Source organism: Pedobacter petrophilus (assembly GCF_009674725.1).
Lineage (GTDB): Bacteria > Bacteroidota > Bacteroidia > Sphingobacteriales > Sphingobacteriaceae > Pedobacter > Pedobacter petrophilus.
The window spans coordinates 77,904-92,170 of the sequence record NZ_WKKH01000004.1; the positions used below are offsets into that span (position 1 = coordinate 77,904).

At 37.6% G+C, this 14,267-nt stretch carries 11 protein-coding genes; 6 read left to right on the plus strand and 5 right to left on the minus strand.

The window, feature by feature from the left end; all coding sequences use genetic code 11:
* Positions 1–7: 7 nt before the first annotated feature.
* Positions 8–904: a glycoside hydrolase family 25 protein gene (locus GJU39_RS03615; protein ID WP_154279331.1), complete on the minus strand. Its 897-nt coding sequence runs from the start codon at positions 902–904 to the stop codon at positions 8–10.
* A gap of 87 nt (positions 905–991) precedes the next feature.
* The gene (locus GJU39_RS03620) at positions 992–1,978 is read right to left on the minus strand and encodes an SAM-dependent methyltransferase (protein WP_154279332.1); all 987 of its coding nucleotides are present in this window, start codon (positions 1,976–1,978) and stop codon (positions 992–994) included.
* A gap of 170 nt (positions 1,979–2,148) precedes the next feature.
* Here GJU39_RS03620 and GJU39_RS03625 point away from each other — a divergent pair, with 170 nt between their 5' ends.
* Positions 2,149–3,375, plus strand: coding sequence for an MFS transporter (locus tag GJU39_RS03625; protein WP_154279333.1), 1,227 nt, complete (start codon positions 2,149–2,151; stop codon positions 3,373–3,375).
* A 40-nt stretch (positions 3,376–3,415) separates the two neighbouring features.
* Here the strand turns inward: GJU39_RS03625 and GJU39_RS03630 are convergent, their stop codons facing one another.
* Positions 3,416–4,396, minus strand: coding sequence for a glycoside hydrolase family 43 protein (locus tag GJU39_RS03630; protein ID WP_154279334.1), 981 nt, complete (start codon positions 4,394–4,396; stop codon positions 3,416–3,418).
* Positions 4,397–4,642: 246 nt separating this feature from the next.
* Positions 4,643–6,013, minus strand: coding sequence for a dipeptidase (locus GJU39_RS03635; protein ID WP_154279335.1), 1,371 nt, complete (start codon positions 6,011–6,013; stop codon positions 4,643–4,645).
* 267 nt (positions 6,014–6,280) lie between these two features.
* Between GJU39_RS03635 and GJU39_RS03640 the strand changes: the two genes are divergently transcribed.
* The 5 genes from GJU39_RS03640 to GJU39_RS03660 all read left to right on the plus strand — a co-directional run bounded on the left by GJU39_RS03640 (position 6,281) and on the right by GJU39_RS03660 (position 13,129).
* Positions 6,281–7,255: an SGNH/GDSL hydrolase family protein gene (locus GJU39_RS03640; RefSeq protein WP_154279336.1), complete on the plus strand. Its 975-nt coding sequence runs from the start codon at positions 6,281–6,283 to the stop codon at positions 7,253–7,255.
* A 56-nt stretch (positions 7,256–7,311) separates the two neighbouring features.
* Positions 7,312–7,866, plus strand: a complete 555-nt coding sequence (locus tag GJU39_RS03645) for a PH domain-containing protein (RefSeq protein WP_154279337.1) — start codon at positions 7,312–7,314, stop codon at positions 7,864–7,866.
* On the plus strand, positions 7,859–9,358 hold the full coding sequence (locus GJU39_RS03650; protein WP_154279338.1) for a PH domain-containing protein: 1,500 nt from the start codon (positions 7,859–7,861) through the stop codon (positions 9,356–9,358). Before GJU39_RS03645 ends, GJU39_RS03650 begins: the two co-directional genes overlap by 8 nt.
* Positions 9,359–9,917: 559 nt before the next feature.
* Positions 9,918–12,218 (plus strand): ATP-dependent helicase, encoded by a 2,301-nt coding sequence (locus tag GJU39_RS03655; RefSeq protein ID WP_154279339.1) that lies wholly within the window; start codon positions 9,918–9,920, stop codon positions 12,216–12,218.
* Positions 12,219–12,301: 83 nt separating this feature from the next.
* Positions 12,302–13,129 (plus strand): hypothetical protein, encoded by an 828-nt coding sequence (locus GJU39_RS03660; RefSeq protein ID WP_154279340.1) that lies wholly within the window; start codon positions 12,302–12,304, stop codon positions 13,127–13,129.
* Positions 13,130–13,223: 94 nt separating this feature from the next.
* On the opposite strand, the gene GJU39_RS03665 is transcribed toward GJU39_RS03660, so the two are convergent.
* Positions 13,224–14,207, minus strand: a complete 984-nt coding sequence (locus tag GJU39_RS03665; protein WP_154279341.1) for a potassium channel beta subunit family protein — start codon at positions 14,205–14,207, stop codon at positions 13,224–13,226.
* Between the last annotated feature and the right edge of the window lie 60 nt (positions 14,208–14,267).

Below are 14,267 nucleotides of genomic sequence, written 5' to 3' on the forward strand. Positions count from 1 at the left end.
CATTAAACTATTTTACGAGCATTTCTGCGAGCGTGGTACTGTCTCCATTAAAGGCATTGAAATCTACCACGTGGCCAATCCCGTTAATTTTGGCTTTGTCTGAATGTTGCCAAAATTTCCAGCGGCTTTTATCCAGACGCAGCCTTGGCTGGTAATAATGTGCAATCCATAACGGATATTCGTCTAATTTACCTTTCAAATTATCTTCATAAAACTTTAAACCCGTATAAATAATAGGCCTTACTCCTGTTTTCATTTCCACATAAGTGAGGAAATCTGAAAGTTCTAACCTCATTCTTAACGGCGTAACACCATCTAAAGTTTCAACATCAACCACAGGGGGTAAATCGCCTTTCTCTACATTGGCCACTTGCAAAAAAAACTTCGCTTGTGCGCTGCCACTTTTTTTAGGCCGGAAAAAGTGATAGGCACCACAAACAATTCCTGCCTTCGGTGCTTCACGCCAGTTGCGCTGGAAATAAGGATCAACTTGTAAAATTCCTTCCGTGGCTTTGATGAAGGCAAAACTAATCTTTACCTCATCTTCCTTCATGGCCTTTACTTTAGGCCAGTTTATTTTACCTTGATAGTATGAAACATCAATCCCGTGAATAGAATATTTCTTAGGTATCTTGATATTGAAACTCTTGTAAGTACGGTAATTTGGATCCTGCCCTAAATCTTTCATCCACCTCCAAGTGGCAACGAAACCATTTAAAACATAGCCATAATATAAAGGAGACAGCAAAATTAGTAGTAAAGCAGCAATAGCCACCTTCATTTTTGCAGAAAGGAAACTTTGCTTCTTTCTCTTTCCTACAGGCTTTCGGGAAGTTGGTTTTCTTTCAACAGGTTTTCTGGCTACTGTTTTCTTATCTGAAGGAATTCTTTTCTCTGGCGGCATATCTATTCTGCCGCTAAATTGAGTAAAATCCCTTTAAATAAAAAAATCATTTACCTGTTTAGCAACTTTCGGTACATTGACAGATTGCTAGGTGCTTAGCACATTATTTGAATAAACACTAAAACCCACCTTACCAGCGGCATAATATTTAAAGGTAACCGCTTTCGCATCTTCCTGATCCAGTTTTACCCGTTCTAATAAGTTCAATGAAGAATCTTCATAACCAAGAAAATTATTACGGTAAACTTTAATTTCTGTGGTATAATAAAGGTTACCTGGCTCAACATCACCTATGTTTACACCCACTTCATCGAAAACCCAATGATATTTTTCAGATTGCCTAATAATATCTTTCATCTTATTGTGGTTAAAATTAATCAGTGTTTTTATTTTCCTGGGTTCAGATTCTTTTTTCTTCTTTTCACTTAAATTAACTGTAATTTCTTCCGGAAGAAAGATCACGTTTTCACCCAATTGACTGGCCAGATTAAGCATGATAAAAACCTGTGGCTCGGTGATAAGCGCCCGGTTTAAGGTTTCACTTAACACAATATCCACATCAGTATCTGGCAAAATACAAGTGGTAGCATCAGTGATTTCGATTCGCCTGATGTATTTATTTAAATCGAAAGCTTTAATCACATCCAACAACTTTTTATGGCTCGTTTCGTTAATTTCAAGTAAAGTAAACTGAACTTCATCTGCACTAAACTGAGCCATTACCGGAAGGGCTAAAGTTGCAAAAGGACCGGTACCAGCATATAGAACATGCACCGGACCACTTTTTTGAGCCAGTTTATCCTGAACCGCTTCATACAATCCCCTAACAAAACGCTGCGTCCTCAGCACTTCCTTCACACAATTAGCAGCCCAAAAAGTCCCAATCGCATGACCAAACGGCAATTTAACATCATTCCGTTCTCCGTTTTTCTCTGGTTCTATTTTACCAATATCAAATAAGAGTTTAGTGTAAGCAGTTATAGCAGGCACGAGTTTATCATGGAAATCGCCCGGCAAAATTAAATCATTACTAATGCTTTGCAGTTGTTCCTTAAGGTTTTGGGTTTGGTACATGGAGTTGAATAGACTAGCGCGTTAAAAGAATACCGGAAGATATAAAGAATAGTAAAATTCCCCACCAGTTCCTTCAATTATATCGCGAAAAGTAAACGCATATATATCATAATATTTAGCCTCAAATTTCCAGCGCTTTAGTACTTTTGTACGCTAGAACAAACAATATAATGTTTAAACTCATTCTCAATACCTATAAATCTTCTTTTAGTGGTTTAAGCCGTGAAACCTGGCTGCTGAGTATTGTTATGATGTTTAACCGTTGCGGCAGCATGGCTGTTCCTTTTATGGGGCTTTATGTTACCCAAAGTTTGCACAGAACGGAAATGGATGCCGGCTTAATCATCACCCTGTTTGGTGTGGGATCTATTCTAGGTTCTGCAACCGGCGGAAAACTCACTGATCTGATTGGATTCAGGCCTGTTCAAATCCTGTCCTCTATTATTGGTGGAATATTATTCATCATATTCTCGACCATTACCCATTTTTCAAGTCTTTGCATTTTAGCTGTGGTCATTAGCTTCTTTTCTGAAGCTTTCAGGCCTGCAAATTTCACCGCAGTGGCGCATTATGCTAAAAAAGATACCATTACCCGTTCTTATTCCTTAAATAGATTGGCCGTAAATATTGGCTGGTCGGTTGGCATTAGCATGGCTGGCGTAATCGCCTCCTTTAATTATAAACTTTTGTTTATTGTGGAGGGATCAGTTAGCATACTGGTGGGCGCAGGCATTATGTTCCTTTTGCCAAAAGTGCAGGATTTTATGAAAAAAGCGAAAGAAAATCGTGGCAGTATGGTGATTACGAAGCCCTGGCAGGATGCTTTTTACGTTAAATTTATCTTGCTGACTACCGTTTTTATTACCTGTGCCTTCCTGATGTTTAGGGTAGTACCTGTGTTTTTTAAGGAAGAATGGCATATCGATGAATTTGCAATCGGTATGATCATTGGTATAAATGGTGCCATTATCGCTTTGTTTGAGATGATCATGATCAATAAGATAGAAAAGAAAAAATCGCCAATGTTTTTTATCATTATCGGCTCAATCTTCTTCGCCATATCTTATCTGTTATTGAGCGCACCGTTTATTTTCCATATCGCAATGGCAGTGTTAACCATTATCACTTTCACCATTGGAGAAATGTTTGTTTTACCCTTTATAAATACTGTAGTCATTAGCAGAAGTAATGAGCATAACCGTGGATTATATGCTGCCGGCTATACCTTGAGCTGGTCTTGCGCACAAGTTGTAGGACCATTTGCAGGCTTTTATATTGCCAGGCACTTAAGCTATAACTGGCTTTGGTTTGGATTAGCCTGTATACTTATGCTATGCGCCTATGGATTTAGTTTACTCGATAAAAAGCAGGAGAAAACCATTTTAGAAGCCAGTTAATTTTTCGTTCCCGACGCTCTGATCGGGAACGAAAATAGCTTTATTTTACTTTTTGAGCTTTAACACCTTCATTTGTAATCTTAACGGGCAAGATCAGTCCATTAGCATCAAATTTCATTTCATCGATACAGGTTACGCGATGGTTCCCGTCCGTTTCTGTTAATGGACGGCGGTGATATACGATATGATAAGTGCCTTTTTTCTCATTAATAATCACAGAGTGATGCCCTGCTCCCGTTGCAATTGCCGGATCTTGTTTCAAAATAGCACCTACTCTTTTAAATGGTCCGAAAGGAGAATCACCAACGGCATAGGCCACTGAATAATCCGGTCCAGTCCAACCACCCTCGCTCCACATAAAGTAATATTTACCATTTTTAATGAACATGTACGGGCCTTCCACATACTTATCCGGCGTAATTTCTTTGAAAATGGTTCCATCTTCAAAGGGCAGAAAGCCACTAAAATCTTTATTAAGCTTCGCAATATTACAGTGTTTCCAGCCACCATAGATAAGGTAATACTGCCCGTCTTTATCCTTAAAAACAAACTGATCTATTGGCTGGGCACCATTATGAAACTTGTCTACCAAAGGTTTTCCCAAATGATCTTTATATGGTCCTTCTGGCCGATCCGCAACCGCAACACCAATTCCCCCTATTTCCTCATCGTTCTGAATATCGTTGGCACCAAAAAACAAATAGTATTTCTTATCTTTCTTAACAATGGCTGGAGCCCACATGGCTTTGTTGGCCCATTTAACTGCCGAAGTATCTAAAATATGTTCGTGTTTTTTCCAGGAAACGAGGTCATCAGAAGAAAAAGCATCTAAAAAAACCTGCTCTTTATATTTTGCAGAATAAGTAGGATAAACCCAATACTTATTGTCGAAAATGGCTGCATCAGGGTCTGCATACCAGCCTTTAAAAATAGGATTACCAGATTGCTGAATCGTTTTAGTAGATTGAGCGAATGATGCAAATCCTGCTAAGAGTAAAAGAGATGAGATTGAGTATTTCATGGGTACAATTTAGAAAAATATTCTGTGAAACGGATCATGCATGACAATCTTTTCCGCACAACTGAATTTCCAGGTTGCAATCTGCGAGATAACTGGAAGCTGTTACAGCCAGATGTAAATTGCTTGTTGCTAAACTACGACTAAAGGCGAATTGGTCGGCTGGTTAAAACAAAAAAATCTCTCTAGATGAATAGAGAGATTCTTAAAATTTCAATAAGATGCTACAGATTGCATCCTCAGCAAAGCTTATTTACTTAACTCTGCAAAATACTTGTGGAACAAAGGCAAGGTTTCGATGCCTTTATAATAGTTGAAAATATCGTATTTCTCGTTTGGCGAATGTAATGCATCACTATCTAAACCGAAACCAAAAAGCACTGATTTAATTCCCAATACGTCTTCAAACAATGCTACAATCGGGATACTTCCACCACCACGCGTTGGAATTGCTTTTTTACCGAAGCTATCTTCGATTGCTTTTTCGGCAGCCTGATAAGCAACGCTGTCTGTCGGTGTAACTACCGGTTCACCACCATGATGCGGCGTAACTTTTACCTTTACATTTTTAGGTGCAATACGCTCAAAATGTTTGGTAAAAATCTCAGCAATCTCTTCCGAACTTTGATTTGGCACTAAACGCATAGAAATTTTAGCATTTGCCTTACTTGGTAAAACGGTTTTCGCCCCTTCGCCAATGTAACCACTCCAAATACCATTCACTTCCAAAGTTGGCCTTGTACCGGTCCGTTCTAACGTCGAATAGCCTTTTTCGCCCCAAACTTCTTCAATGTTTAAGTCTTTTGTATATTCTGCCTCATCATAAGGAGCAGCATTTAATGCTTTTTTCTCGTCATCTGTCAATTCCACAACTTTATCATAAAACTCAGGAATAGTGATGTGGTTATTTTCATCATGCAGAGATGCAATCATTTTACAAAGGATGGTTGCAGGATTTGCTACTGCTCCGCCATAAACACCAGAATGTAAATCGCGGTTCGGGCCAACAACCTCAACTTCCATATAAGCCAGACCACGTAAGCCGGTTTCAATTGAAGGATGCTCCATGCTGATCATCGAAGTATCGGATATTAAAACGACATCGGCTTTTAAGCGATCAGCATTTTCTTTAACAAAAATACCAAGATTTGCAGAACCAACTTCCTCCTCCCCTTCAATCATAAATTTCACGTTGCAGGCAAGGGTATTCGTTTCCATCATCAATTCAAAAGCCTTTACATGCATGTAAAACTGTCCTTTATCATCACAGGCACCACGGGCGTAGATTTTACCATCGCGTACTGTTGGTTCAAAAGGTGGTGTATGCCAAAGTTCTAAGGGATCTGCCGGCTGCACATCGTAATGACCATAAATTAAAACCGTTGGCAATGAAGAATCAATTATTTTTTCACCATATACTATCGGATAACCAGCCGTAGGACAAATTTTTACATGATCTGCGCCGGCATCTTTCAATTTTTGGGCAACATAATCTGCCGTTTTTAGTACATCATCTTTATATTTTGGATCGGCACTAACCGATGGGAAACGCAATAATTCGAACAACTCATCTAAAAAGCGTTGTTTGTGCGTTTCTACATAATTTTTAATCTCTTGCATAACAAAATGAATTTGGACAAATATAGGGTTTTCACCCAAAAGGCATCGGCGAATTAATGAATTGAGATTTAAACCAATCAAAATAATCACATTCAACACGATAAATTTTGAGTTCATTTTTAAAGAGCTGACCGTTAAGTTTAAACCTGAACCAGATTGCCTTTTTGGAGTAAGAAAAAGTATTTTACATAAATCGTTTTAATTCATTTTTTTGTAAATTGCGACTTTAACAGATATACTAAAAATCAACCAGAATGATCATTTGTAATGAAATTTAGCACGAGATTAATTTCTTTTCTGCTGTTGCTGGTTTCTTTAGGTATTTCTGTTGTTGCATTTGCTCAGAATCCACCTCGGGTCAGCTGTCCTGAAGCAGCCAAATTTTACGCAAAAGACAGTATCAATATTGTAACCTTCGGTGCCAGTACGGTTGAAGGAGTAGGCGGTGTCGGTTTTCAAGATATGCTGAAAAGTAACTTTGAAAACTGCTATGTTAATAAGGTGGTGGATATTACCAATCAGGGAATCGGTGGCCAGACTACGCTTCAGGGTTTACTAAGGATTGATAATTCTGTAAGAGACCGAACAGGTTTCATCGTCATTTCAATGGGAATTAACGATGCACTTGCCATTAGCAATGGCAGAGGGAGCTTAGCAGAATCTGAGGCCAATATGCGTCAGTTAATTACCATCAGCTTAAAGCAAAACCTAATTCCAATTTTGTGTACTCTACAAAATGTAGATGATAGAAATAATGCATCATTGGTATCTGCAAATGCCAATATCAGGGCGCTAAACACCATTTACAAACGTTTGGTAACCGAATATAAAATTTATCTGGCAGACATCAATGCGGCCATGAGACGAGATTTTTCGCTTTATCAGGATGCATTCCACCCGAATGCCCGTGGTTACAGACTCATCAGCTATGTAATATTTGATGCCATCAATAAGGCGATCTTTGATAAGTTCCTCATGTTTATTGTATCTCAAAACTACCCAAACCCTGCAGCTTTTCAAACTTCTCTAGACATCGTTTTACCAGAAACAGATAAAATTAACGTTCAGATTTTTGATTTAATGGGCCGCCTGGTTAAAACTGTTGTAAATGAATATTTAAATACCGGAAAACATACGCTCGAAATCAATACCACCTACCTGGTGCCCGGAATTTACTTTTTCAAGATTACTTCAGACTCTGGTAAATATAATACTGCCAAAAAATTTATCGTAGCCAGGTAACTTAAACAACTGCAATGAGTCTTAAAAGAGATTAAATTGTTTATACCTTTAAAGCCATGCTCACAGAAAATTTCACTAATGAAGCCATAGATATCAGTACGCTTCCTAAATTTGAGCAGGTAGTGTTAAAAAAACTACATCCGGATTATTGGAAAATCATGTGTATTAACCTGGTTTTATTTTTCCTTCCATTGGCTATCGGAATCGCTTTACTCCTTTTTTTTGTTGATGATTTCAGACCTTACATCGCCCTGATGATCAGCGCCTATGCCGCTATTATAGTTATCTCTACCCTACTTTTTTACATCAGCTTTAAAAAACGAGGTTATGCGTTAAGGACTAAAGATTTAATTTATAAAAGCGGCATTATTTCAGATTCTACCACGATTGTTCCGTTAAACCGAATTCAACATATAGAACTTAACGAGTCTATATTTTCCAGAATGTATCATTTAGGTTCTTTACAAATATTTACTGCAGGCGGCCATAGTGGCCATCTCCATATTTCTGGTATTCCAATAGCCGAAGCAAAAAGCATCAGAGACTTGCTCTTGCAAAAACTTGATTTAATTCACCAACCTTCCACTGATCCAGAGGCGCTACATGGATAGAGATTTTAGTCAACCCCAGCGTGAATCGGCTTTAGGCATTATTGTGATGGCAGTTCATACCCTTATACAGGTTACAAAAGCACTATTTTTCTTTTTGGTTTATGCTTTCATCAAAATGGGCGGGGCATACAGTCGGTACGCCCTCCTGGGAATAGGAATTGTGGTGCTTCTTTGCCTGATTTACGCTTACTTCTCTTACCTTAAGTTCACCTTTTTTCTGGATAAAGACAAGCAGGAATTTGTGGTGAATAAGGGCATTTTCAACCGGGATCAAATTATTATTCAGCTGGATAAGATTCAACAGGTAAATATTAATCAAAGTATTCTGCAAAAGATTATCGGCGTTTACGGATTGAAAATAGATACCGCAGGGGCTAAAGGCGAAGAAGTGAGTATTAAAGCAATAGATGAGGTTTCAGCCTATAATTTAAAAGATCATTTACTGAGTAGCCGGTTAGCAACAACAGAACACTATCCGGAAGATGTTGCACCTGATAAACCTGAAGGAATATTAAAGATCAGTTCCTGGACCTTGTTTAAAGTAGGATTAACCTCAAACTATGGAAAAAGTTTAGCCCTCATAACAGCCTTCTTTTTATACGTGATACAGGAGGCCAGACATATCATGGAGGTATTTGATATTGATAAAAATATAGTAAAAAGTACTTTCCTGAGCTTTACAACTATATTTTCACTCGCCATTATTGTTGCCGTTCTCCTCCTTGCATTTCTGATCTTTAATATAGGGCGCACGTTTTACAAACATTTTGAATTGGAAATTATCCGGCATAAGCATTCCCTCCTTTTATCATCCGGATTAATTGCAAAAAAGAATACGCTGATCAGTCCGAACAAAGTGCAGCTAACCAGATATAGCCAGAATTATTTTCAGAAAAGGTTGAATATGCTGAACATGAGTTTGAAGCAGGCACATTTTGGCGGGAATAAAAAAGGTGATGAAATGCAGGGAAACACTTTAGAAATTGTAGGCTGCAATCCCCCTGAACGGGATGAACTCTTAAAAATGATTCTAGGGAAAGTGCCATTAAAAGGCAAAACTTTTATTCCCGACTGGCGTTTTTTGAATTTGCCCGTCTTTTTCAAATTGGTATTGCCCATTGCTATTTTTCTGGTTATAGCATTCAAAATCCCGGAACTGAAGCCATTTATCGGTTTCGCGCTTCTTTATTTTGTGATCGGTTTTTTAATGATTTTCATCAGCTACCGGAAACACCGACTTTCAGTTAACCAGGAATTTGTGATTAAAACAAGTGGAATATGGGATATTTCCAATGAAATTTTGATACCATCGAAGATTCAGGCCATTACAACTTCACAATACCCATGGCACAGAAGCATAGATGTTGGTCACCTATGTTTACATACTGCAGCAGGGCAAATCAGTTTCAAATATGGCAACTTCTCGGAGATTAAACAGCTGGTGAATTACTGGCTTTACCAGGTAGAAAGTGGTCGGGAAGATTGGATGTAGTTCAAAGTTCTCTTAAATTGAGGCAGATTGCATTTACGGTTGATGAAATGCATATAATCGTATTATTTGACATGTTACTCATTATTTATATGCTCAATAACAGCACTATCAAATTTTAGTTTGATTAAAATTTGAGCAGCTTTTACAGCCATAGCTGCTACAGCTTATATTTTCTCAGATGCATTATATGGTAGAAAAATAACTGGTGAAAGGATAAATGCTTAAATAAACATTTACCATCTAAGTCATTTTTTAACATAGCCGAATATTTACCTACAATAATGTAAAACAGGCTTGCTGCCCAACCCCCTCCACTTATAACTTATATTTCTCAAATGCCTCAGGGACGAAAAAAATTAATCCTTCTCTATTCATTTAGCTATATCAATCATTAACCTCCTGGGTGAGGTCAAGCGGAAAAATTTCATGCACCTATCTAAAAGCCCTGCCAGATAATCAGAAACCCTATCCCTACACAAATGAGAAACTAATTACCAACACCTTTCGAGAAAAGACCTGAGAATTGTTATTTTTGAGCCTCAAAAAAACAGGAGCCAATTTGGACTATTTAGAAGGATTAAACCCACAACAGAGAGCAGCAGTAGAAAATACAAAAGGACCGGTAATGATTGTTGCGGGTGCTGGTTCGGGCAAAACACGTGTAATTACTTATCGTGTGGCGCACTTAATTCAAACCGGTACTGATCCCTTTAATATTCTTGTTTTGACCTTTACCAACAAAGCCAGTAAAGATATGCGTGAGCGTATCGGAAAAGTGGTTGGTGCTGAGGCAAAAAACATCTGGATGGGAACCTTCCACTCCGTTTTTGCAAAAATCTTACGAGTTGAGGCAGAGAAGATTGGTTATCCAAATAACTTCACCATTTACGATACCGATGATAGCAAAAGTGTAATCCGTGCCATTTTGAAAGAAATGCAACTCGATGACAAATTATATGCAGCCAACTTCGTTTTTGGTAGAATCTCTTCAGCAAAAAATAATCTGATTTCCTGGGGCGAATACCAGGCAAATGACCAGATTCAGGCAGAGGATATTCAGAATAAACGTCCGCTTATCGGACAAATTTATGAGCAATATGCTAAACGCTGCTTTAGGGCTGGCGCGATGGATTTTGATGATTTACTGTTCAAAACCAATATCTTATTAAAAGAACATCCGGACGTTTTAAATAAATACCAGCAGAAGTTCCGCTATTTAATGGTAGATGAGTACCAGGATACTAACTTTTCGCAGTATACCATTGTAAAAAAACTGGCTGCAGCTTACCAAAATATTTGTGTGGTGGGTGATGATGCACAGAGTATCTATGCTTTCCGTGGTGCGAACATTCAAAATATTTTAAATTTCGAACGCGATTATCCTGATTTAAAAGTATATAAACTAGAGCAGAACTATCGCTCTACACAGAACATTGTTGATGCCGCAAGCAGCATCATTGCCAATAATAAAAACCAGTTAGAGAAAAACGTTTTCTCTGAAAATGCCGAAGGCGACAGAATCAAAGTTGCCCGTGCTTTTACGGATAACGAAGAAGGGAAACTGGTTGCAGAATCCATCATTCAGGAACGTGGAGTAAAGGGCTACAAACATAGCGACTTTGCCATTCTATATCGAACAAATGCACAAAGCAGGGCGATGGAGGAAGGTTTACGAAAGCTAAATATTCCTTATAGAATCTACGGCGGACAGTCATTTTACCAACGTAAAGAGATTAAAGATTTAATTGCTTACTTCCGTTTAACCTTCAATCCGAAGGATGAAGAGGCCATAAAAAGGGTAATTAATTACCCAAAACGTGGTATTGGTGATACTTCCATTGATAAAATTATTGTAGCTGCTGATCAGAATAACGTAACGATGTGGGATGTAATTTCCAATGCCCATCAATATGTCGATGGTCGCTTAGCGAATCAACTGAATGATTTTTCGATGATGGTTCAAAGCTTTCAGGCTGAAGCTAAAAAGTTAGATGCATATGATTCTGCTTTATTTATTGCACAACATGCCGGAATTTTAAAAGAACTTTATACCGATGATAGTGTGGAAGGCCGCTCCAGATATGAGAATATTCAGGAGTTATTAAACGGTATAAAAGAGTTCGCGGAGCGTGAAGATATCGAAGAAAAAGGTCTGGATATCTTTATGCAGGATGTAGCGCTTTTAACCAATGATGATAAAGACGGCGACAAAAACAAAGACACGGTTTCGTTAATGACGATTCACTCCGCCAAAGGTTTGGAGTTTAAAAATGTGTTCATTGTTGGGTTGGAAGAGAACCTTTTCCCATCGCAAATGTCGGTAAACTCTCGCTCCGATTTAGAAGAGGAACGACGTTTATTTTATGTAGCGATCACGCGTGCAGAGATAAAATTAACCATTACTTATGCCACATCGCGTTACCGCTGGGGAACACTAACAAACTGTGAACCAAGTCGTTTCATTAATGAAATTAACCCAAAATTTTTGGAGTTAGATGTCAAACCTTCAAAAAGCAATATGATTGAAGGCAATTTCGACGATGAACGTAAAACCTGGACTTCACAACCCCGTGATTTCTTTAGCAAACCGAAACCAGCCACGACTACGTCTGCACCGCCACCACGTCCGAAAACGACCTCTTTACTAGCGAAAGCGCACATACCTACACCGGGTTTCACACCATCACAACCCCATGAATTTCAGGGCGGTATGGAAGTGGAGCATGAAAAATTTGGCTTCGGTAAAATTATCAGTTTAGAAGGAAACTTACCTGATATTAAGGCAACGGTGTTTTTCCAAGGGTTAGGGAATAAACAGCTTTTGTTAAAGTTTGCAAAGCTGATGATTTTGAGAAATTAATAATAAAGTTCTTAAATATAAAGAAGTATAGTTTAAAATTTAGCCCTTTTTCCAGATACTTCTTAAACCCAAACGCTAAAAACATGAAACACATAATTAAATTTTTATTTATTGGAATTTTTCTAGTTTCTTGCTCTAAAACTGAGAATTCTATCGAAAACAATCCCTTTAATGAGCCATTGATAAAGAAAATGAGGACGAATGTATTTTATCCGGGTTCGCCATTATACAATAATAATCCAGACTTAACATTTAACTTTGAATATGATACGTATTCAAGACTTATTAAAAAAATTGGAGGTGATTTAACAATCCCTATTTCATCAGGTAACGGTAAAGTGTTTACGGATAAAATATACACTACATTAGTTTATTCAGGCCAAAATGTTACTGTAGAAGACTTTTCTTCATCAGCCGATTTTAGTACAGTATTAAATACAAAATATTTTACTCTAAATGATCTGAATCAAATTGAAAAGAAAGAGATCGCTAATGAAAATAATTATTTGCTCAAAAAACAGACATTTAATTATTCGGATAAACATATTACTGAAATAAAAACTTTTTTTCCTAATCTACCTTACGTCCCAACTGATCCGAACAGCTATATATTAACATACTTAGAAAAATTTGATTACGATATAAATGGAAATTTAATTAGCTCAGAATATTTCAGGCAACAAAATGGAATAAATAAAGGAGAAAGAATTATTAGAACTTTTGAAGACTATGACAATTCTATTAATCCTTGTAAGAGATTACAGTTATTGGATGAGTTTTTTTACCGTTCGCTTTCAAAAAATAATTATAGAAAATATACTGAAATTCATTATTACAATGAAATTTTGGCTTCAGAAAGTACAACAACTTGGTCTTTTAACTATGATGGAAAAGGACAAATAATAATCTAATAAGGCATACTTGGCAACATGGGTTAAACAATTTACCAACAATCGCCAAAGTAGGAGTAGTAGTTTTAGTAAAAAATCACTACTCCCATTTTTTTTAAAACTGACTCAACACTGGCTTCGTGCCCATAATTTCTTCTACTTTTTCCATTACCTTATCGGTTAACAATGGAACCACTTCTAGTGCGGTTAAATTTTCTTTAAGCTGTGCGCTTTTTGATGCACCCAAAATTACAGAACTAACATTTGGATTTTTTAAGCACCAGGCCAGAGCGAATTTAGCTAACGATACATTAAGATTATCGGCAACTTCTTGCAATTTTTCCACTTTATGAAGTCTATCGGCTTGCATCACATTCTCTTTAAGCCAACCTAATTTTACATCAGCCAATCGAGTATCTTTTACATCTCCATTGGTATATTTACCGGAAAGTAAACCGGATGCTAGCGGAGACCAAATCGTTGTTCCTAACCCATGATCGCGAAAAAGAAGCAAAAAGTCATCTTCCATTTTCTTCCTTTCGAACAAATTATATTGTGGCTGTTCCATTGTCGGGCCAATTATTCTATAGTCTTTTGAAACAGCAATAGCTTCCGTAATCTCGGCAGCGCTCCACTCAGAGGTTCCCCAATACAAAATCTTACCTTGTTCTATTAAGGTGTTCATGGTTAAAACTGTTTCTTCAATTGGTGTATTTTTATCCGGTCTATGGCAAAAATATAAATCTAAATAATCAACTTGCAAACGCTTTAGTGCACCATGACAAGCCTCCGTTACATGCTTACGAGATAAGCCCGTTTGATTTGGCCCCTTATTTTCAGCCCCAAAGAAAACCTTACTCGACACCACAAAAGAATCTCTTTCCCAACCCTGGCTTTTAAGAATTTTGCCCATCACGATCTCAGATTTTCCTTCTGCATAACCTTCAGCATTATCGAAAAAGTTTACACCAGCATCATAAGCAATCCCCATAAGTTCATCAGCCACCTTATCACTAATTTGAGCACCAAAAGTTAGCCAACTTCCTAAACCTAATGCGCTTACCTGTAGGCCAGATTTACCTAATCTTCTATATTCCATATCAGTATATTTTTAAATTTTATACAAAACTGTAATTTAACTATCAATAGTACCTAGGAT

What these genes read in the sequence shown, in the direction of transcription:
- GJU39_RS03615 (WP_154279331.1), bottom strand. Translation starts at nt 904, where the DNA reads ATGCCGCCAGAGAAAAGAATTCCTTCAGATAAGAAAACAGTAGCCAGA.
- GJU39_RS03620 (WP_154279332.1), bottom strand. Translation starts at nt 1,978, where the DNA reads ATGTACCAAACCCAAAACCTTAAGGAACAACTGCAAAGCATTAGTAAT.
- GJU39_RS03625 (WP_154279333.1), top strand. Translation starts at nt 2,149, where the DNA reads ATGTTTAAACTCATTCTCAATACCTATAAATCTTCTTTTAGTGGTTTA.
- GJU39_RS03630 (WP_154279334.1), bottom strand. Translation starts at nt 4,396, where the DNA reads ATGAAATACTCAATCTCATCTCTTTTACTCTTAGCAGGATTTGCATCA.
- GJU39_RS03635 (WP_154279335.1), bottom strand. Translation starts at nt 6,013, where the DNA reads ATGCAAGAGATTAAAAATTATGTAGAAACGCACAAACAACGCTTTTTA.
- GJU39_RS03640 (WP_154279336.1), top strand. Translation starts at nt 6,281, where the DNA reads ATGAAATTTAGCACGAGATTAATTTCTTTTCTGCTGTTGCTGGTTTCT.
- GJU39_RS03645 (WP_154279337.1), top strand. Translation starts at nt 7,312, where the DNA reads ATGCTCACAGAAAATTTCACTAATGAAGCCATAGATATCAGTACGCTT.
- GJU39_RS03650 (WP_154279338.1), top strand. Translation starts at nt 7,859, where the DNA reads ATGGATAGAGATTTTAGTCAACCCCAGCGTGAATCGGCTTTAGGCATT.
- GJU39_RS03660 (WP_154279340.1), top strand. Translation starts at nt 12,302, where the DNA reads ATGAAACACATAATTAAATTTTTATTTATTGGAATTTTTCTAGTTTCT.
- GJU39_RS03665 (WP_154279341.1), bottom strand. Translation starts at nt 14,207, where the DNA reads ATGGAATATAGAAGATTAGGTAAATCTGGCCTACAGGTAAGCGCATTA.